At 51.2% G+C, this 20,134-nt stretch carries 16 protein-coding genes; 6 read left to right on the forward strand and 10 right to left on the reverse strand.

Translation table 11 applies throughout. The features are described 5' to 3' along the window. Window positions 1–8 precede the first annotated feature (8 nt). The 7 genes from AC1XUF_RS01710 to AC1XUF_RS01740 all read right to left on the reverse strand — a co-directional run bounded on the left by AC1XUF_RS01710 (window position 9) and on the right by AC1XUF_RS01740 (window position 10,141). On the reverse strand, window positions 9–3,056 hold the full coding sequence (locus AC1XUF_RS01710; protein WP_483339867.1) for a SusC/RagA family TonB-linked outer membrane protein: 3,048 nt from the start codon (window positions 3,054–3,056) through the stop codon (window positions 9–11). A gap of 268 nt (window positions 3,057–3,324) precedes the next feature. Beyond that, window positions 3,325–4,671: an alpha-L-fucosidase gene (locus AC1XUF_RS01715; protein WP_483339869.1), complete on the reverse strand. Its 1,347-nt coding sequence runs from the start codon at window positions 4,669–4,671 to the stop codon at window positions 3,325–3,327. Between the two features lie 45 nt (window positions 4,672–4,716). After that, window positions 4,717–6,471 (reverse strand): alpha-L-fucosidase, encoded by a 1,755-nt coding sequence (locus AC1XUF_RS01720; protein ID WP_483339870.1) that lies wholly within the window; start codon window positions 6,469–6,471, stop codon window positions 4,717–4,719. After that, on the reverse strand, window positions 6,468–7,757 hold the full coding sequence (gene fucP / locus AC1XUF_RS01725; RefSeq protein WP_483339871.1) for an L-fucose:H+ symporter permease: 1,290 nt from the start codon (window positions 7,755–7,757) through the stop codon (window positions 6,468–6,470). Before fucP ends, AC1XUF_RS01720 begins: the two co-directional genes overlap by 4 nt. Beyond that, entirely contained in the window at window positions 7,754–8,110 is a 357-nt protein-coding gene (locus AC1XUF_RS01730) for an L-rhamnose mutarotase (RefSeq protein WP_483339872.1), read from the reverse strand. Before AC1XUF_RS01730 ends, fucP begins: the two co-directional genes overlap by 4 nt. Window positions 8,111–8,117: 7 nt before the next feature. Continuing rightward, complete coding sequence (locus AC1XUF_RS01735) at window positions 8,118–8,885, reverse strand: SDR family NAD(P)-dependent oxidoreductase (RefSeq protein ID WP_483339874.1); 768 nt, start codon at window positions 8,883–8,885, stop codon at window positions 8,118–8,120. Window positions 8,886–8,914: 29 nt separating this feature from the next. Next, on the reverse strand, window positions 8,915–10,141 hold the full coding sequence (locus AC1XUF_RS01740) for an enolase C-terminal domain-like protein (RefSeq protein WP_483339875.1): 1,227 nt from the start codon (window positions 10,139–10,141) through the stop codon (window positions 8,915–8,917). A gap of 292 nt (window positions 10,142–10,433) precedes the next feature. Between AC1XUF_RS01740 and AC1XUF_RS01745 the strand changes: the two genes are divergently transcribed. Next, window positions 10,434–11,318, forward strand: coding sequence for a helix-turn-helix domain-containing protein (locus AC1XUF_RS01745; protein ID WP_483339877.1), 885 nt, complete (start codon window positions 10,434–10,436; stop codon window positions 11,316–11,318). Between the two features lie 9 nt (window positions 11,319–11,327). Here AC1XUF_RS01745 and AC1XUF_RS01750 read toward each other — a convergent pair whose 3' ends face one another. Beyond that, entirely contained in the window at window positions 11,328–12,182 is an 855-nt protein-coding gene (locus AC1XUF_RS01750; protein ID WP_483339879.1) for an MBL fold metallo-hydrolase, read from the reverse strand. Window positions 12,183–12,318: 136 nt separating this feature from the next. Beyond that, a complete protein-coding gene (locus tag AC1XUF_RS01755) occupies window positions 12,319–13,296 on the reverse strand; it encodes a c-type cytochrome (RefSeq protein WP_483339881.1) in 978 nt (325 codons plus the stop codon). Between the two features lie 277 nt (window positions 13,297–13,573). On the opposite strand from AC1XUF_RS01755, the gene AC1XUF_RS01760 reads away from it, so the two are divergent. From AC1XUF_RS01760 to AC1XUF_RS01770, 3 genes are all read left to right on the forward strand, one after another. Further along, window positions 13,574–14,524, forward strand: a complete 951-nt coding sequence (locus AC1XUF_RS01760; protein ID WP_483339883.1) for a tyrosine-protein phosphatase — start codon at window positions 13,574–13,576, stop codon at window positions 14,522–14,524. A gap of 229 nt (window positions 14,525–14,753) precedes the next feature. Further along, on the forward strand, window positions 14,754–16,073 hold the full coding sequence (locus tag AC1XUF_RS01765) for a Gfo/Idh/MocA family oxidoreductase (protein WP_483339884.1): 1,320 nt from the start codon (window positions 14,754–14,756) through the stop codon (window positions 16,071–16,073). 90 nt (window positions 16,074–16,163) lie between these two features. Then, a complete protein-coding gene (locus AC1XUF_RS01770) occupies window positions 16,164–16,877 on the forward strand; it encodes a YqjF family protein (protein ID WP_483339885.1) in 714 nt (237 codons plus the stop codon). Window positions 16,878–16,884: 7 nt separating this feature from the next. Here AC1XUF_RS01770 and AC1XUF_RS01775 read toward each other — a convergent pair whose 3' ends face one another. Next, a complete protein-coding gene (locus tag AC1XUF_RS01775) occupies window positions 16,885–17,781 on the reverse strand; it encodes an AraC family transcriptional regulator (protein WP_483339887.1) in 897 nt (298 codons plus the stop codon). 170 nt (window positions 17,782–17,951) lie between these two features. Between AC1XUF_RS01775 and AC1XUF_RS01780 the strand changes: the two genes are divergently transcribed. Together AC1XUF_RS01780 and AC1XUF_RS01785 are read left to right on the forward strand one after the other, a co-directional pair. Continuing rightward, window positions 17,952–18,803, forward strand: coding sequence for a phytanoyl-CoA dioxygenase family protein (locus AC1XUF_RS01780; RefSeq protein WP_483339889.1), 852 nt, complete (start codon window positions 17,952–17,954; stop codon window positions 18,801–18,803). Beyond that, window positions 18,800–20,125, forward strand: a complete 1,326-nt coding sequence (locus AC1XUF_RS01785; protein WP_483339891.1) for a sugar porter family MFS transporter — start codon at window positions 18,800–18,802, stop codon at window positions 20,123–20,125. Before AC1XUF_RS01780 ends, AC1XUF_RS01785 begins: the two co-directional genes overlap by 4 nt. Window positions 20,126–20,134: the final 9 nt, after the last annotated feature.

Consider the following 20,134-nt stretch of genomic DNA (forward strand, 5'->3'; position numbering starts at 1 on the left):
TTTGTGAATTAAAAATTTAAGTCAAGACCGACACTCATGATTCTCGCGTTGGGATAAGCCGTCTGGTCCACGCCATTGTTGAGCAGGTTGCCGATGTTGTTCGGGTTACTGCCGCCGTTACTGTTACGTCCCACCTCCGGGTCATACCCTTTGTACTTGGTGAAAGTCAGCAGGTTTTGTCCGCTCACGTAAAACCGAGCACCGCTGATCTTGGCCTTGTTGAGAACTGCCTGTGGCAGACTGTACCCGATGGTCAGGTTTTTAAGTCGGAGGTAAGATCCGTCTTCGATATAAAATGACGACGAGCGTTTGTTGTTCGCGGGATCCAGCTGGGTCGCTCTCGGAATGTCGGTATCCGTATTGGTTGGCGTCCAGGCTTTCAGTACTTCCGGGCTTTTGTTGCTTCCATAATCCAGGATGTACTGGAAGCGCCCTTTTGCGTTCCAGATCTTGTTGCCGTTAACGCCCTGGAAAAACAGGCCGAAATCGAAATTCTTGTACGATGCATTGAAGTTGGCGCCGTAATTGAATTTCGGGAACGGGCTGCCCAGCCAGGTAGGGTCTTTGCTGAATTTGAAATCGCCGGCCCCGGCATCGGTGCGTCCGTCTTCGGTGGCTTCCTGCTTGGTTTGGTAAATACCTAGTACCTGATATCCCCAGAAACTGCCGATCGGCTGGCCGACATCGGTGCGTGTCGCTTGCAGTGATTGCTGGGTGAACCCTCCCGCAATAATCGGGCTGACCCCGTCCCCGAGGCTGATAACCTTGTTTTTCACTGTGCTGAAAGTACCGGTAACGCTGTAATTAAAGTCCTTTCCGGCCGGTTTTGCATAAGTGACAGCCATTTCAAACCCTTTGTTGTTGATGGAGGCTGCGTTCTTGGTCAAAGAGCTGCCGCCGCCGCCGTAGGCCGGGATTGGGATGTTGGCCAACACATTGGATGAGGTTTTATCAAAATAATCCGCTGAAATGGTAATCGCGTTCCGCAGCATGCTCAGGTCGAAGCCAATGTCGCTCGTTTTGGTGGATTCCCATTTCAAGGCAGGGTTAACATATTGGGTCACTGCGATACCCGGCTGCGCTCCACCAGCAAAATAGTAATCCGAAGTCAGGTTAAAAGTAGGGGACGTCAGATAGTTTCCAATGTTCTGAGAGCCCAACGTTCCGTAACTTCCCCTTAGTTTTAAGTCGTTGAACAGGTCATTTTTCGGGAAAAACGATTCTTCGCTCACGCGCCATCCCAATGAGAAAGATGGGAAAGTAGCGAATGTGTTGGACGGATAAAGGAATTTGGAAGATCCGTCCCGGCGGATCGTGGCAGTGAGCAGGTACTTGGATTTATAGTTGTAATTGATCCTTGCCAATGCAGATTGCAATACAAATTGCTGTAAGTCGCCGCTGGTATTGACCGTCCTGTTGATAGCCGCATTGATCACTTTCAGGTCATTGGAAGGAAAGTTCGCAGCCGTGGCGCCGAGGCTCCTTGCCGTACCGTTCTGGGAAGTATAACCGATCAGAACTTCAAAATTGTGGTCCCCGAACGATTTGTTATAGGTAAGGGTATTTTCAACCAGCGTGGTAAGCGATTGGGTATAGGAATCGTTCAGAGTAGCTTGCTGCTGGAACGCTTCCTGCGAATTGCTCATGAAAAACGCCGGGGTGAAATCGTACTGGTGGTAAACCGAGTAATCCAGACCGACATTGAGCTTGTATTTCAGCCCGTCGATGATCTCATATTCCAGCCCAATGTTGCCCAGCGCCTGGTCTGTCGTGTACCGGTTGTCGTCCATATGCGCCAGCCCATACCAGTTTACGACCCGCGCAACGCCCGCAAAAGCGGGGTCCAGACCGGCATAACCGCCCAGGTTTTTCGGATTGTACACGGGCATGGTAGGCAGCGGGCCTGTTTCCCGGCCTACATAAGTATTGGGATTGTTGACGCCCCTCGACAAACTCAGCGATTCCGTAAACTTGAACCTGCCTTTCGTGAACTGTGAGTTGGCACGGAGGTTATATCGCTTGAACCAGGAGTCGGTGGCGATCCCTTTTTGGTCAAAATACTGGCCAGAGATAAAGTATTTGGCATTGTTGCTCCCACCGGATAAGCTGAGGTTGTAATCCGTCATTGGCGCGGAGCCCAATTCCAGATTTTGCCAGTCGGTATCGATGGTCGGATCGAATTTGGAATCGTTGCCGGGCGCACGTTCCAGGCCGTCGTTGTCATGGGCCTGGTTGTTCCAGTCGGCGTATTGGCGCGCATTCAGGAATTTCAGTTTTTTGCTGGGTGTCTGGATACCTCCTTTCACGTTCAGGCTGATTTTTACATCGCCTGCTTTGCCCGCCTTGGTTGTAACCAGCACCACGCCGTTGGCGGCGCGGCTACCGTAAATGGCAGCAGCGGAAGCATCTTTCAGTACTTCCATAGACTCAATGTCATTGGGGTTGATGTAGGCCATAGACGCGGCGATCATGCCGTCGATGACGTACAGCGGCTGATCGTTTCCGAAGGTTCCTGTTCCCCGGATCACCACTGCAGGGGCCTGGCCCGGCGCGCTCCCTCCGTTCTGAACCGTTACCCCGGCGAGTCTTCCCTGCAATAAGGCCGACGCATCTGCGGCGATGACGCTTTTGACGTCACTCCCTTTCACGCTGCCCACAGCGCCGGTCACGTCCCTTTTTTTCTGGGTACCATAGCCGACCACCACCACCTCATCCAATGCCCTGTCTTCATGCACAAGCTCGACGGTGATTTCAGTCCGGTTGCCGATTGTCTCTTCAACGGTTTTGTAGCCTACAAAGCTGAATACCAGGATGGCATCCCCGGGTTGGATTTCCAGGCTGAACTCGCCGTTTCCGTTCGATACCGTTCCCCGCTGTGTCCCCTTCACCACGACATTCACACCGGGCAAACCTTCGCCCTGGCCATCTTTTACTTTGCCATGAATGGCCTCGACAACCCCCGCAGGCAAAGCGGGAAGGCGCGTGCGGCCGCCCTCCGCCAATGATGCCCCCGAAAAGGCAACAGCGATCATTAATTGATAAAATAGTTTTCTCATAGGTTTAGGAACAGTTAGTGTAGATTTATTTGTATTTTCATAATTTTTAATTGATTAATTCAATTTAAAAATGAGCCCAGGTATCCTTGTACAACAGGCCAAAGAAGCATGCTGCGGATGGAGCCTATCCGGCCATTGGCCCGATCGGGCCTGAAAAGTGATTTGGTAACACGGTTTTTATTTTTTCATAGGCGACTGACGATCAATTTGAAGTTTGTTCAATGGGCTTACCGTTTCGGGAAACTTCGTCATTCAGTTTTGTGAGTAGTCATTTTACGGGAATGGTTGCCAGCGTTTCCGTTTCAGCATTGGTTTCCAGCGCAATCACATAGGGCAGTTTGCCCTCGGGACTGAGGCTGATTTTCAGTGCACCGTTTTCAACTTTGACCGGAATGCCTTGGCTGCCGGCCAGATAGCTGGCTTTGGTTACTTTCAATGGTGAGGGAACCGGGATGGTTAAATTGGTGAGGGATTTATTTAAAATATGGAGGTAAATGATTTTTCCTTTTCTGGTGGAAACGAAATCCGGTGTGGGTTCATAGGGCCCGCCTTTTGTGCCGTAGATGGCTGTGCCATTCTGTTTCATCCAGGCACCCATTTGTAATAACATGTCGGTCTGGCGCTGCTCGAAACGGCCGTCGGGCATGGGACCGACGTTGTAGAGCAGGTTACCGCCTCCGCCAGCCGTCCGGATCAACGTTTCCAGGCTGGTTTCCAGGGGTTTCATTTTATCATTGGGTTTCCATGCCCACTGCTCGCAGATCGTCATGCAGGTTTCCCAGGGCTCTTCCACCATGTAAGCGCCTATCCGCTGTTCCGGTGTAGCGTAATCACCTGCGTACTTTTCCTGATTGGCATTGTTCCTTACTTCCACACCCTGGAAACCTTTATCGATACGGTCGTTGATGATCACATCGGGTTTCAGCTTGTGCAGATACGCATACAAGTCCATACCCATTTCGTGGGTCAGGCATTCTTCCCAGCTGCCGTCAAACCATAATACCTTTGGGTCGTAGTTGACGATAATTTCTTTCAGCTGGTCTTTCATATACTGGACATACCGGGGCATCACCGATTCGGAAACCGGCCGGGGATCGCCGCCGTAACGGGTTGCATAATCGGGATGGTGCCAGTCGGCGAGGGAATAATAGATGCCGAAATCGATGCCATATTTTTTGCAGGCTTCCGCCAGGGCTTTCACAATGTCCTTTTTATACGGCGTGGACATGATGTCGTAATCGGTGTATTTGGAATTGAAAAGACAAAAGCCGTCGTGGTGCTTGGCAGTAATGATGAAATATTTCATACCGGCGTCCTTTGCTGTTTTGATCCACTGATCGGCGTCGAAAAGCACCGGGTTGAATTCCTTGTAGAGGTTATCATAATCCGCGATCGGCACGATTTTACCCCTCGACCAGCCAATCTCCGTTCCACGGAGTGTAACTGGGCCCCAGTGCAGGAACATGCCGAACTTGTTGGCCCGGAAACGTGCCATCGCCTCCTTGTCGGGATGCAGGTTGGGGTAAGCCTCGCCCCCGCCCCGCAATTGGGCCATGCCGGCGAATGAAACCAGTGAAAAGAGGACAGCTGTGGTTATGACTTTTGGGAGGTTCATTGTGTGATCATTTAAATGGGATTAAAACCGTTTTTTAAAAGCCGCTCACTGGCCGGGTGGGAACAGTTCGAACTCGTTCACACCGAAATACCGATGGTAATCGCTGATCACCAGCCTGAACTTCTGCGCAGTGACCGGTTTGATTTCTTTGTCCCAATCGCCCATTTTGTCGCCTTCTGCCAGACTTACCCAGTTGCGGCCGGAGAGATACTCCACCTTGAATTTCTTGATCTCCGAATCATTGTATTTCGATTCCCCCAGCTTGATTTTGCCCACCAGCTGCGGCTTTCCGAGGTCCACTTCCAGCCAGCCGGAAGGTTCGTAAAGCGCCAGCACATCTTCGGACAGGTAATGGATATTTTTACCGTAGATCTTGTCCACATCAATGTCCTTCCTCCGCCCGATCTTCCAGCTTGTTCTGGGATTATCATCAAATGCCGCCGCCGGATCGTGGTAAAACTGCCCGACCGAGCTGGACGCCGTGGCTTTTTTTCCGTACGCCATTGAACCGGAAGTGGAGAATGGTATGATGGGCGCGAGTCCGGAAACAGGCCTATCTATGGTCAAAACCGCGATGGTCGCAATGGAATCGATCTGATCCCTGGGGAAGTTGATTTTCAGCTCTTTACTGGTTTGGGAGAAGCTGACCTTTCCCCCGTTCAACAGCGCTGCGCTTTTTACCCTGGCAGAAACAACGGGCAGGGTAAGTTCGGTTTTTGAGCCATTTAACAGGTGAACGTACACTTTGTTGCCCCGGAAAGAACTCACGTAATCCTGGGCTGGCGTGTAGATCCCGCCCCGGGTATTGTAAATCGCCTGCTCGTTTTTTGCAATCCAGCTACCCATTTCGCGCGCCCTGGCCGCAAAGTCCGCAGGGAAAACACCAGAACTGTCGGGGCCGATGTTGAAGAGTAAATTGCCGTTCCCGCCGACGCAGCGAAGCAAAGTGTGCACGGATTCTTTGAGGCTGCGCGGGTGGTCGTTGAATTTCCAGGCCCATTGGTGGCCCATATTCGTACAGGTTTCCCATGCGGTTTGTCCGTAACCCGCTACAAACCCTTCGGGCGTGGCGTAATCGGCGTATTGCCCTACATAGCCGTGCGATTCGTCCGGGGTGAATGGTTCGAGCCGGTTGTTGATAATGATTTCAGGCTGCAAGCCGCGGGCGAGGTCAAATACGCTTTTGGGCGCAACCGGGCTGGGCCAGCCTTCAAAGTCAATCCACAGCAGACTGATCTTGCCGTAGTTGGTCAATAGTTCCTTTACCTGCTCCAACACCCTGTCGGCGAAAACACCGTTCGTTTTGGGATCGCGGCAGTCGGGGTCTTTCCAGTCGGCAACCGAGAAATACCAGCAGATCGGCATGTTGGCTTCGTGTGCGGCCTGGGCCAGTTCTTTGCACACATCACGCCCGAACGGCGTGTGCATGATGTTGTAATCCGTCGTTTTGGTTTCAAACAAACAAAAGCCGTCGTGGTGTTTGGCGGTAAGTACCATGTATTTCATGCCCGAAGCTTTCGCCAGTGCCACCCATTCCTTTGCATCGAACTGTTTGGGGTTAAACCGTCTGTAGAGGGAGTCGTATTTTGCCGCCCCATAATCCTTGCGCGACCAGCTGATTTCTTTTCCGATCAAAGAAACCGGCCCCCAATGTATGAATAAGCCCATTTTAGCATCCTGCCACCATTTCAGCCTGTCAGCCAGCGGCATTCCATGCGGCATTCCATGCGGCATTTCCTTTTGCGGGAAAGCACGAAAAAAGGAGACGATAAGAAGCAAAGTGAGGATAAACCTTTTCATAAAACTGGGCTGTTGAAATTGATATTTTCCGATTGTAAACCGGTCTCTTCACGGGTAACCTTATGGCCTGTCCCGGCGTAATATACCAGGTATGCATAGCAGATTACCGGAACGGCAAAGGCGGGTTTGATCCCATAAGAATCCGAAAGCAGGCCCATCAGCGGCGGTATCACAGCCCCGCCTACAATGCTCATGATGATCAGGGACGAGCCTGTTTTGGTATAAATGCCAAGATCTTTGATACTGAGCGTAAAAAGGATCGGATACATGACAGAAGTGAAAAGACCAATGAACGACAGCGCGTAAATGGAGATATAGCCGGTGCTCAGTATGGAGACAAAGATCAGGCCCATTGCCGCAAGCGCACACGCCGCCAGCATTTTAGAAGGGTTCAGGCTGCGCAGCCAATAAGCTCCCGCAAGCCTGCCGATCAGTACCAGCGCCATATAAAACGTGATAAACAAAGCGGCATGCTGCTCCGTAAGCCCGGCAATGCCCGAGGATTTGGCATAGCGGATCATAAAGCTCACAATACCCACTTCGGCACCGAGATAACAAAACACGCCCAAAGCGCCCAGTACGGTATGCCTGAATTTGAGCACAGACCTCAGGTTACGAGCGGATCCACCGTCTTCCTGAATTTTCGGGAGTTTAATCAAATACAACAGCAAGCCAATCACTACAAAAAGGCCACCCAGGCTCAGATAAGGTATTTTCACAAGCTGGGCTTCTGCATTGAGGTATTGATCCATTTCTGGGGCATTGAAATGTGCTACCGTTGAAGCAGATACCTCTGTGGCATGGAGCAAAAACCGGCTGCCGATCAACGGCCCGATGGTCGCCCCCAGTGACCCCACAGCCGATGCCAGGCTGAGTCTGCTCGAGGCACGGTCAGGATCGCCCAGTACCGATATGTAAGGTGTCGCAGTCACTTCCAGGAATGTAAAGCCGGCGGCCATGATAAAAAGTGCCGCCAGAAACAACGGATAATAACGTGTATTGGCTGCCGGAAAGAACAAAAATGCACCTGCGGCCGCGGTCAGCAGCCCGGTTACCATTCCCGCTTTGTAACCATATCTGCTGATAAACTGCCCGACTGGCAACGCCAGCAAAAAGTAGCCGCCAAAGAACGCCGACTGCACCAGAGACGATTGGAAATCAGTTAACTGGCACGCCCTTTTCAAATGCGGGATCAGGATATCATTGATATTCCGGCTGAGGTTCCAAATGAACATCAGGCTCATCACGACCAGTAACGGTACCACCACTGCCTTGCTGTTTTTCATTGGATATGGTCGTTTAGTAAAAACACCGGTTCCATCTCTGCCCAATGCTCCCCGGGCCTGGCTTCGGGCAATTTTTTCTGGAATTCAGCCATGAGTAATGCCCATTCAGATTGCCGGGGCATCGTGCCCATTTTTTCGAAGGCTTCTTTCAGGCTTGTCGTTTCAGCATAATCGACGATCATAAAAAGCCGGGTCCCAACGCGGTAGATCTGCATGTCAACAATCCCGGCCTCTCTGATCCCCACCGGAATTTCGGGCCAGATACCTTGCGGGCTGTGGTAATGTTCGTATTCCGAGATGAGGTTTGGCTCGTCCGTCAGGTCCAGGGCCATGCAGGTTCTTTTTACCGCCATTGTCGTATCATTTTTTATATCCTAGTTCCGCGCCACCACTTACGGGCATGACGCACCCCGTTACGAACCGCGCCGCGTCGGAAATCAGGAATACGGCCACATCGGCAATCACATCGCCCTCCGGACAGTAACCCAATGCATGGATGTGGTCGAGGTATTGCTCGATTTCTCCTGTATTCGGCTGCTCGGCAGACCATTTTCTGAGCATCGGCGTCCAAACGCCCGCCGGGCAAACGGCATTGACGCGGATGCCGAACGGCGCATAATCGAGGGCCATTGCTTTGGTAAGCGCGCTCATTCCTCCCTTTGTCGCGACGTACGCCGCGTGGTTATCCTGGCCTATTTCGCCCACCATGCTACTGGTATTGAGGATGCAGCCTTTGGTTTGTTTCAAATATGCAATGCCGTACCTGGTGGTCCAGAACACGCTTTTGAGGTTGACGGCAAACAGGTTGTCCCATTCTTCTTCCGAGGTTTGGTCCAATGGCCTGGATGGGTTTGCAATGCCAGCATTGTTGTGGATGACGTCTATTTTGCCAAATGCTTCGATCGTCTTCTCGAAAGCTTCTTTTACCTTGTTTTCCGAGCGTACGTCCCCGGCGAAAATGAAAAGTTCTTCGCCGCTGAATTCACGGAACAGATCCTTCAGCGCATTTTCGTCAGCGTCCATCACCACCACTTTGGCCCCGGCCTTGATGTAAGCCTTCGCGCAGGCTTTACCAATGCCGGCGGCACCGCCTGTCAGGAAGATGATTTTATTTGCCAACACGCTCATATGCTCAAAAAGGTATTTGTTATCAAGCCTTAATCCTTCAGGTCACTGCTGCTTCCGGGTATTTGGGGTACCTGGTAGTAAGCGTCAACGATCTCTGCCGGATTTACAAAATATTGTTTCAAATGTGGTATATGTTCTAAAAACAAATGTTCGTGACCTATGCCGATGTGATTGAACAACACCAGGTGCTGGTGGATCTGTCCCATATCGCCCACATGCGGGACGACGGGAATACCCATGCTTTTGGAAAGCAGGCTGATGGTCAGAAACTCGGAAACGCCGCCAACCCTCACTGCGTCGACCTGGCAAAAATCCATGGCCTTGGCTTGGAGAAAATTTTTGAAAATCACTTTGTTAGGGATATGCTCGCCTGTCGCGATTTTGAGCGGTGCAATCGCGCGGGCAATGGTCTGATGGCCGAACACATCGTCGGGATGCGTCGGTTCTTCGATCCAGAACGGGTTGATTTCGCCCAGCCGCTTACAGATGTCCAATGCCTCAGGGACGTTCCACTTCTGGTTTGCGTCGACCATGATCGTCGCGTCGTCCCCGGCTGTGCTCCTGATCAGGCCTGCCCGGCGAATATCGCGTAGCGGGTCGTCGGAGCCTACTTTCAATTTCAATGCGGTGAATCCGCTGTCCATTGCCTTTTTGGTATTGGCTACTATTTTCTCATCCGAGAAGTTGAACCAGCCTACCGAGGTGTCATATCCTTTGTAACCGGTCGACAAAACGACTTTCCGTGCCTCCCTGGTCGCTAAGTGTTCTGTCAGCAATGCAATTGCCTGGTCCCGTGTAAGTACTTCTTCCAGATAGCTCAGGTCCAGGGTGTTCACCAGTTGCTCCGGGGTAAGGTCCAGGAGCAATTTCCATAAGGGGACCTGGCGTGATTTTGCCCAGAGGTCATAACAGGCATTCACAATCGCCGCCAATGCCAGGTGAACGACGCCCTTGTGTGGTCCGAGCCATCTGAATGAAGGCGAATCGACCATCTTACGGTACACGGTCCCGAAATCGCTCATCAGTTCCCCGATCTCCCGGCCAATCAATGGCCCGGAGAGATATTCAATGGCTTTGCATACCAGGTCGGTACCGACACCGAGCGTGAAGGCCAGGCCGGTGCCGGTCACCGATGTGCCGGTTTTCAGGCAGCAGACAGCATAGGCATATTGAGGTGTGGTATGTGTCGCGTCTGAACCGACCCCGTTTGAGAGGTCGAACCGTTTGTCCTTTATTTCAATCGATGTGATCTGCATTCGCTCTATTAATGTCAATATGCTATTAGTGTGGCCAACGGTCAGGTCTGGCCCGGTCTCCTTACTTCTATTTTATTTTAATCGAATTATAATGTGCATTAAACCAAGTATATGCACCCATTTGATCTCTTTTACCGCAAAAGTCGCTCCTCGTAGGTCTCCACGACTGTAAGGCTGTTAGAGATATTGTACAAATTTATTGCTGGTAAATCCAGTAAGTTGATTTCAGGTTGATATTTTATAGTACTATGTTTGCACGTGCATTTCCGTTCTACGCCAGGCCCATTCCATCATGAAAGCCACCTATACGTTGTTGCCCGACTTCGCCCAGGCCCGCAAGCCGTTTCTGGTCAAGAAGATCATACGGCCTTACTTTTCGAAGGATTTTCATTTTCATACAGAGTGCCAGCTGGTTTATGTGCTTTCGGGCTCAGGGACACGCATCATTGGCGACTCCATCGAGCATTTTGAAGAGGGCGACCTGACGTTCGTAGGCCCCAACGTGCCGCACGTCTGGTATAGCAAATCCGACCCGGATTACAGGGGTAAAGACGCGGTTTCGGTGGCGCTGTATATCAATCCCGAGGCTGTAAGCGAAAACCTGGACGGGTTGATCGATACCAAGGAATTGCGGCATTTTTTTAAGGAATCGGAGCGGGGGATCAGCATCTGCGGTGCAAAAAAGGCATTGATCACGGACATTTTACAGCAGATGCCCAGCCAGAAAAACATCACTTTGCTGGCTTCTTTCACGCAAATCCTGCATCATCTGCTGGACCCTCAGGACCTCGTCTGGCTGAATGTCCCTAATCCGCTTTCGGTGTATGCGGGGCAGGCACCGGGACGGGTACACAAGCTGATGCATTATATCCAGCAGAATTTCAAAGAAGAAATTACATTACAGCAAGCAGCCTCCGTAGCGGGCCTTCAGATCCATTCCTTTTGCCGGTTTTTTAAGACGCTCACCAATCGCACTTTCTCGGACTTCCTGAACGAAGTCCGCGTTGGCTTTGCCAGTAAGCTCCTGCAGCAGTCGGACCTGCCGGTGACCCAGATCGCCCTCGAAAGCGGTTATGCCAACATATCGTATTTCAACCGCTGTTTTAAGAAAATTAATAAAATGTCACCCAAGGAGTACCGGGCACTAAGTGCGCCGAAGGGGGAGGACAAGGGCTAGGGGGGCACACTAACAAGCCACTACTTCGCCATCTGCCGGAATGGTGATCCTGGACAGCAGGTTTTTTTCTTTGATCGCTTCCCGGAGCAGCGTTCTGGTTATGAGACAATGGTTCACGGTGTCCATATGCACGGCAATTACCCTGGTTTCGGGAGCGGCATTGCACACTTCTTTCACATCGTCAGGCGTCATGGTGATCGGGCCGCCCGTCAGGAAGCGGGCGCCGCCTGCATTTACCACCGTGTGTTTTGGCTTGTATTTCAGAAGCGCCGTTCGAACTTCGTCACACCAAATGGTATCACCGGCGATGTAAATGGTATGCTCGCCGTATTGCAGTACAAATCCAGAAACGTGTCCCATTGCTTTGCCAATCTCGCCCGTGCCGTGTTGTCCCTCGGTCCGGTAAATCGTTAGCCCTTCCCAATTGTGCCTGTTCGCGACCGGGGTAACCTTTTCGAAACCTTGCTGAAGGATCAGTTCCTCGTCCTGCGGCTGACAGAAAACGGGTTTATCCTTATCGATCAGCCTGATCGCTTCCTGATCCCAATGGTCACGGTGTGTGTGGGTGACCAATACGGCATCCACTTTTTTCAAAAGACTGGCAAGTTCAGCCCCATTTAATGGCAGGCCCACCATGGGGATCCGAAAAGCATTTTCGGCATTTCCGACCGGATCCATCGCTTCCTTTGGAGAAAGCATCGGATCAACCAATAGTTTCAGACCATTGATCTCTACCCATAGCGTCGCGTGTCGGATCAGCCGTATGCTGGCCTGTTCTTTCAAAGAAATTTCGGAGGATAGGTGAACAGAAGGTAAGCTCATTGTGATAAGACCCAGGTGATTGATCAATTCCGCTCTTTTCATTCTGACTGTCTTTTTTGAATTGGCGTCAAATGAAGAAGAAGAGGAACAATGCCCCTCTCCTTACCAAAACTACAATGAAATGTCGTTTGCCGGTAGTTACCGTGGTGCGGCCTTCCGTTTTTTATTGGCGCAGAACTTACCGGGGTGCTTTTCTTTCAAACCTGACGACGCGGTGATCAATGGGTTTTACGCTATTCAGGTAGGCGAAAATGGCTTCGAGGTCTTTCTCTTTCATACCTCCGTACATTGTCCAGGGCATAGGTGTGTTGTAAGCACCAGCAGGTACTTTGGGAGAAACATAGGCGCTGTCGGTGTAAATTTTGAAACGGCGCACGAACGCTTCTTTAGTCCAGCTGCCGATCCCGGTTTCCTGGTGCATCGTGATGTTGGGGGAACGTAAAATACCGTTGGGGCCGCTGAACTCCATACCTCCGCCCAATTCTGTTCCGGGTATCACGCTTCCTTTTTCGGTCCTGCTGTGGCAATCCACGCAGCCTGTGGCGGTAACCAGGTATTTGCCATAGGCTATCTGGTCTGCTTCCGAGGGGATTTTGGTGAAAGCAGCGTCGCGGGGCATGGTATTGATGATTAAGTTGACTGGAAAATCGGGCTCCGATGCAGGGATATCCTTCCTCACCGGCGGGAGCTCCCGGATGTAGGAAATGATTGCGTAGATATCTTCCTGGTCCATCTGGCCAAAACGGTGGTAACCCATCACCGGGAACAGGGCTTTCCCGTCTTTGCTGACCCCCGTGGTGACCGCGCGGAAAATTTCACCGTCGGTCCAGTCGGCCAGCTTATAAGGTGTGATATTGGGGGCGAAAAATTTGCCTGGAAAACCCATTTCCTGGTTAAAGGTCTCGCCGCCAGCACCAAATCCCCCCGCGATCGGTCCTGCGTATTTCGACCAGTCGCGAGTGCTGTGGCAGTCCATACATACAGTTACATGGTTGGCCAGGTATTTTCCGCGCTCGATCCTGGCGGCTGTCCTTTCAATTTTGATGTCGGGGGCAGGTCCGGTGTCCGGAAGGGCTGTTTTTACGTAAACCATCGCCGCTCCAATCAGGATCAAGAGCCCGGCCAGGATTGTGCCGATCAATTTCAGTGCTTTCACTTTCTTCTTTTTTGTCTAAAAAATAGGTAAACAGTTTGCTCATCCCGACTTGTCAATGTCGTGCGGGAATGGTCACAAAACTGGTTTAAAGCGCCCTATTGGGCAATCCTGATTGGGTTAAACTGTTATTACGGGCGTATGAACCGGTAAAATCGGCGTTTTGGGATGAAAACGGTTTGATCTTCGTTAACACGAAATATACCTGAGCGCATGCTTGACGGCGGTGAGCAACTGAGGATGGCCCGGGAAAGGATAAGCCGATATTTTTTACAATACAATGAAAAAAAATGAATGTCAGGGCAAAGTGCAAACCGCGCTTTGCTTATCGAAGATCTTATTGTTTTGCGCTGTATCAGGGATGGCGCTCAATTCCTGCAAAGTTAGTGTGCAGGAGCAGCACGATGGCAAAGCGGCTTACGCCAGTCTCGCAGGCCGCGTAGATACCTCGTTGCTGCCCAAAAGGCACATCGATTTCAAAAGGGCCGCTAATTTCAGGGACTTGGGCGGGGTGAAAACTAAAGATGGCAGGACGGTTCGGCTGGGTATGATCTACCGGTCGGACAACCTGTCCAGGCTGGGCACTAACGAGTTCGGCGAATTCAATGGTCTGCACATTGCCACTGTGTACGACCTGCGCACGGATCATGAGATCAAGGGTAAGGAAGACCACCTGCCTCCGAACGTGACGTATCTGCATACGCCGACCGTTCAGGATCAGGAAGGTGAAATTGCCAAATTGCGGGAGAAGGTGCTGCGCGGCGAAATATCTGAACAGCAGGCCAGGGAGAAGACAATTCAATTTTATGAAGACGCCGTAACCGTCAACGTAGGCTCTCTGAAAGGCATTATCCGGCAGATCATGGAATCAAAAGAGCCTGTGCTTTACCATTGCTCGGCAGGAAAAGACCGTACGGGTATTGTTTCAGCTTTGATTTTGTCGATCCTGGATGTCGACAGGGCTACCATCGAGAACGAGTACCTGTTATCGAATTATTATCGCAGGCCCCGCACCGAGAAAATGCTGGGTAAGGCCAGGCTCGCCAAAGTGATCAAACCGAAGATGGACCTGAAAGCGATCGAGGTTTTTATGACGGTCGATGAAAGCTTTATCGATGCCACTTTCGCCGCCATTGATCAAAAATATGGCAGTATGGACTCATTTATTAAGGATGAACTTGGCATCGGCCGGCAGCAGCGGGAAAACCTGATCCGGAAATTGACTTATTGAGCCAACCCGCCTGTTCCTTCCGATTTTTTCCAACGCTTGCCCGTGAAGGGGAAGCGTTTTTGGTTGCTTTTGATAGTAGGTTTCAGGCAGAATGAACTTAGATCATTTTGCAGTGGGGCCTCTCTGGTGCATCGTTCCCGGTTTTGCGGTAAACAATCCTGAACCAGGCAGATGGGGTAACCGCGGAGGTATCAGAGTTTGTGGTCCAAATCATCAAAACATTGAATTTATGCAAAACCGCAGGGATTTCATCAAAGCAACAGCCGTAGCCGGCGCAGGCTTGCTGACCACTTCCAACCTCTATGCTTTTCGGGGAAAACCGAATGAAAAGGTGGTACTCGGCATTATGGGAACGAATAGCCGGGGTGCCTTTCTGGCCAAAACCTTCGCGAATATACCCCATGTAGAAATTGCATATATCTGCGATCCCGACTCGAAAGTCCTGGAACGGACCATCGCCGATATTGAAAAAATCTCGGGGAAACGGCCGCAAGGTTTCAGCGATGTCCGCAGGATGCTGGAAAAAAAGGATTTCGACGGAATGGCAATCGCTGCCCCCGACCACTGGCATGCGCCCGCGGCTATTATGGCTTTGCAGGCCGGAAAGAACGTATACGTGGAGAAACCCTGCAGCCACAATCCGAGAGAAGGCGAATTGCTGGTTGAGGCGGCTGACAAATATAAAAAGCTGGTGCAGATGGGCAGCCAGCGCCGGACTTTCAGTCATGTCAAGGGCATGATCGCCAAGCTCCACGGCGGGGAGATAGGGAGGGTTTATTTTGCCAGAGGGTGGTATGTCAACAGCCGTAAGTCCATTGGCAAGGGCTCGGTGGCAGCAGTGCCACAAAACCTTGACTTCGATCTCTGGCAAGGACCAGCGCCCCGGCGCGACTACCGGGATAACCTGGTGCATTACAACTGGCACTGGTTCTGGAACTGGGGTACCGGGGAGGCACTCAACAACGGCACCCACGAACTCGACGTGATCCGCTGGGGACTGGGCGTGGACTATCCTACGCAGGTAGTCTCGGCAGGGGGAAGGTTTCACTTCCAGGACGATTGGGAAACGCCTGATACGCAAACCATTACCTATAATTTTGGAAACAACACAGCGTGCACCTGGGAAGGCCGGAGCTGCAATGGCTATAACTCCGAAGGCAGCGGCCGGGGCGTGATTTTCTATGGCGACAAAGGCACTATCGTGTATCCTGGCGCCAATAGTTACCAGGTTTTTGATCCGGCCAATAAGCTGATCTCGGAAGTAAAGGACGACACACCTTTTGACGCCACCAATACCGTCAGCCCGCTCGAAAAGCTGGATGGCCTACACCTGATCAACTTTTGCGAGGCGATCAGGGGAAGGGAAAAAATCAATGCGCCGATTTTAGAAGGCCATAAATCGACTTTGCTTCCGCAATTGGGCAACATCGCTTACCGCGTGGGACGCGCCCTGAAGTGCGATCCGTCCAATGGGCATATCCTGGACGATAAAGAAGCCATGAAACTGTGGTCCAGGGAATATGCAAAGGGCTGGGAGGTAGTGGTTTAGGGTATGTTTAGGCGGGATTGCAGGAATTTAAATGCAGTTATGTTGTCCGAAGTTGCGGCCGAAAGGGTTATATTGCTTTAAACGAGCATCATGACAAATTTTTTAAAGGCAAAGTGGGAGAACCTGATCATGGCCAATTATGTCATTGAGCCGGAAGTACTTTTGCCCTACCTCCCGAAAGGTACCGAGCTGGATTTTCACGACGGCAAAACCTTTGTCAGCCTGGTTGGTTTCTTGTTCCGGGATACACGGATTTTCGGGGTGCCCGTTCCTGTTCTGGGGACTTTTGAAGAAATCAACCTGCGCTTTTATGTGATCCGGAAAGTGGGCGGCGAAGTGCGGCGCGGCGTCGTGTTTGTCAACGAAACCGTTCCCAACCGTTTTGTTGCCTGGGTCGCCAATTTTCTGTATAAGGAACATTATGTTGCGGTGCCCACAACCCACCAATGGGCCGTGGAGGAAAAGACCAAGCGGGTGAAATACCAGTGGAGCAACGATCGGGAATGGAAAAGTATTTATGTCGAAGCAGGCCTGGAAAAAAGACCGATGAACTCGGGGACCATCGAAGAATTTATCTTCGAGCATTATTATGGCTATACCCGGGTCGACGGGAATACCTCCGAAGAATATCAGGTACAACATCCGCGGTGGGACGTGAACCAGGTAAGCAGTTACGAGATCAACTGCAATTTTGAAACAATGTATGGTAAGGATTTCGCCTTTTTAAACGGCGTTGAACCGCATTCGGTGCTGCTGGCGGAAGGGTCTGCGGTAACTGTGAAGTGGAAGCGGGACCGTTTCTGACAGACGGTCAATGCATATCTGTCCCTTTGTTTTTGCGGTAGCTGACAGGGGAAATGCCCATCTGCTGCTTGAACAACCTTGAAAAATAAAAAGGGTCGTCGATCCCGATCCGTGAAGCCACTTCATTGATCCGAAGATCGCTGAAATGGAGCAGCTGGCAGGCTTTCTGTATCCGGAGATGGTTGAAATATTCGATAGGGGCGTAACCGGTATCCTGTTTGAATTTTCTTGAGAAAAAGGATACCGACAAATGTGCCGAACGGGCAATATTGTCCAGTGTGACCGTATGTGACAAATTCTCCTGCATAAACCGGACCGCCCTGTCCGTGGCGTTTTCCTGGTGTATGACGCTGTTGCCGCGATTGAAATTCTCAGGTGCAATAAAGGTAGCCAGGTAATAGGGCAGCGACAGGTTTGCCGTCAAAAGATTGGCGGCGCTATAACCTTTCAGGAGCGTCGTCGCGATCTGTTTGAACAGAGCGTTGCGTTCTTCCGAAAACCCTGCCTGGGCAGCACGCCAGGTATCATGTTCGTGGTGAATGATCGAATACGCGGCATCATCGGCATGATTTCCGTTGATATGCAGCCAGTAGATACTCCATGGGTTTTTGGCATCGGCCCCATAGGCATGCGGAATACCGGTGGGAATAAGGAATATCTCCCCGGCGTGTATCTGGATATTTTCCTCCCGGAGCCGGATCCAGCCTTTGCCATCCGTGCAGTAGAGCAGTATCACCTGGTTGATTCCAGAAGGGCGCTGGTAGTAATGATGCAATGCCTTGGGATAAAAGCCCATACGGGAAAGATAAAGCGACCGTATCAATGGCAGCTCTTCACTGTGGGCGATCGCCATTTTGGGTATTTCAATGATCAATTCTCCTTCGAAACCTCTGCTTTTCCTCATGGGATGATGGGCTGGGCTAAAACTGGCTGAGAATTTCAAAGGTAAAATAATCCATGTTTACAATAAAATTGTTCAGTTGATATTTCACGGAATAGCTGAATTTTGAATTGTTAAAGTACAACTCGATCCAAAGTTGTATGACTATATCCTAAACCTTTAATTTTTAAAACATGTCTAAAAAGATCTTAAGCCCTGAACAGATCAGGCGGTACCACGAGGATGGTTACCTGATCGTCAGCGGTTTTTACGATGCGGATGAAGTAGCCAGGCTATATGCCATTGCGATGGATGACATCGCCGTTAGCAAACATGCGATCAACGTGAACGACAGTACCGGAAAGCGCAGCAAACTGTCGCTGTGGTATAAGCCGGGCAATGATGTGTACGGCCTGCTTACACGCGGCGAAACGCTGGTAGCCTCCGTTGATCAGCTGCTCGAACGCCAGCCAGGCGATGTAGAGCATTCTGTTTGTCACTACCATTCCAAGCTTATGCAAAAAGAACCGAAGGTAGGAGGCGCCTGGGAATGGCATCAGGACTATGGTTATTGGTATAAAAATGAATTCCTGCTGCCAGACCAGATGATGTCGGTGATGTTCGCGATCACCGATGCCAATGAAGAAAATGGTTGTCTCCAGGTCATTAAGGGGTCTCACAAAATGGGCCGTGTCGAACACGGGTTCTCCGGTGAACAGGTAGGCGCGTCGCAGCGCTATGTGGATCTGGCGCTGAAAACCATGGAGCGTGTTTATGTGGAGCTGAAAGCAGGCGACGTCCTGTTCTTTCACAGCAATATCCTGCACCGTTCGGAGGCGAACTTGTCGGAGCGTCCGCGTTGGTCGATGATCTCCTGCTACAACCGCTCGACCAATGTGGGCTATAACGAATCGTCGTCATCCTCCGCAAGTGTTACCCCCATCGACGTGGTTCCAGATGAAGCACTGCTAACCTGGGATGCTGCAGGGCTTGCCGAAGAAGCTGCCGATTTCCTGAGCAAGGAGGCGGATGTGTCGCTGAAATGAACAAAGGTTACGTATATCTGATCAGCACCATTGCGGCGCTGGGAGGTGTTTTGTTTGGCTTCGACCTGGTCATCATCTCCGGGACGGTTTCTTTTTTTGCCGATCATTTTCAACTGAATGAATTCGAAACGGGCTGGGCTGTGGGCTGTATTAACCTGGGCGCTGCGATCGGTGCGGTTATCGGGGGCAGCCTCAGCGAAACGCTCGGGCGTAAAAAGTTGCTGATGCTTTGCGCCGTATTGTTTGCACTGACCGGCGCTGGCACGGGCTGGGCGGGTTCGTTTCCTTTGTTTGTCGTTTTCAGAATGCTCAGTGGCGTCGCGGTCGGCGCTGCCGCGCTGGTTTGTCCGATGTATGTAGCTGAAATTTCCCCGGCAGCGATGCGGGGAAGAATGGTATCTTTTTACCAGCTATCCATTGTAACCGGGATTTTGCTTGCCTATTTGTCCAATTACCTGCTGCTGGATACCGGCGAAAATAACTGGCGCTGGATGTTTTCTTCGCAATCGGTGCCATCTCTGCTCTTCTTTTTGGGTTTGTTCTTTGTGTCCGAAAGCCCCCGCTGGCTCATTGGCAAAGGCCGGGGCAGCGAAGCAAACGGGATTCTCGAACGGATCGGGGGCTCCGGTTATGCCGCCGCCGAGGCTGCCCAGATCGAGTTGAGCTTTTTACAAAAAAACACTGTCGCCGTTTCCGATCTGTTCAAAAGGGACGTCTGGCATATTGTATTCATTGGTATCATGATCGCCGTTTTTTCGCAGGCGGTGGGGCAGAACTCACTCTTCTCTTATGCTCCGGAATTGTTTAAAAAAGCAGGCATGGCGCAGGATTCGGCATTTTTGCAGTCTATTATCATCGGGGTGATCAATTTCATTTTCACCTTTATAGCAATTGGGAGCATCGATCGCTTAGGCAGAAAGAAACTGCTTCTGTACGGTGCTTTCCTGCTTTTTGCAGACGCACTTGCTTTGTCGGCGGCATTTTACCTGGAACTGCCCGGTATTTGGGTATTGATCTTTGTCCTGGTCTTTATAGCCGTTTACTCGGCGACGCTGGGGCCTGTAACCTGGGTAGCGTTATCCGAGATTTTCCCCAACCGCATCCGGGGCCATGCCCTGGCGATCGCTACGCTGGCGTTATGGACTGCCAATTTCTTTACTACATCCTTATTCCCTGTCATGAACCAGTATTTCGGCTTGTCGGTCACCTTTTTGATCCATGCCGTGATCTGTCTGGCGTATTTTCTCTTTGTGAGGGCGAAGGTGCCGGAAACGAAGGGCAGGTCGCTGGAAGAGATTGAGAGGTTGTTAAGTAAAGAATAAGTGTCCCGG

Source organism: Dyadobacter sp. HNCC25DJ185, from assembly GCF_056895195.1.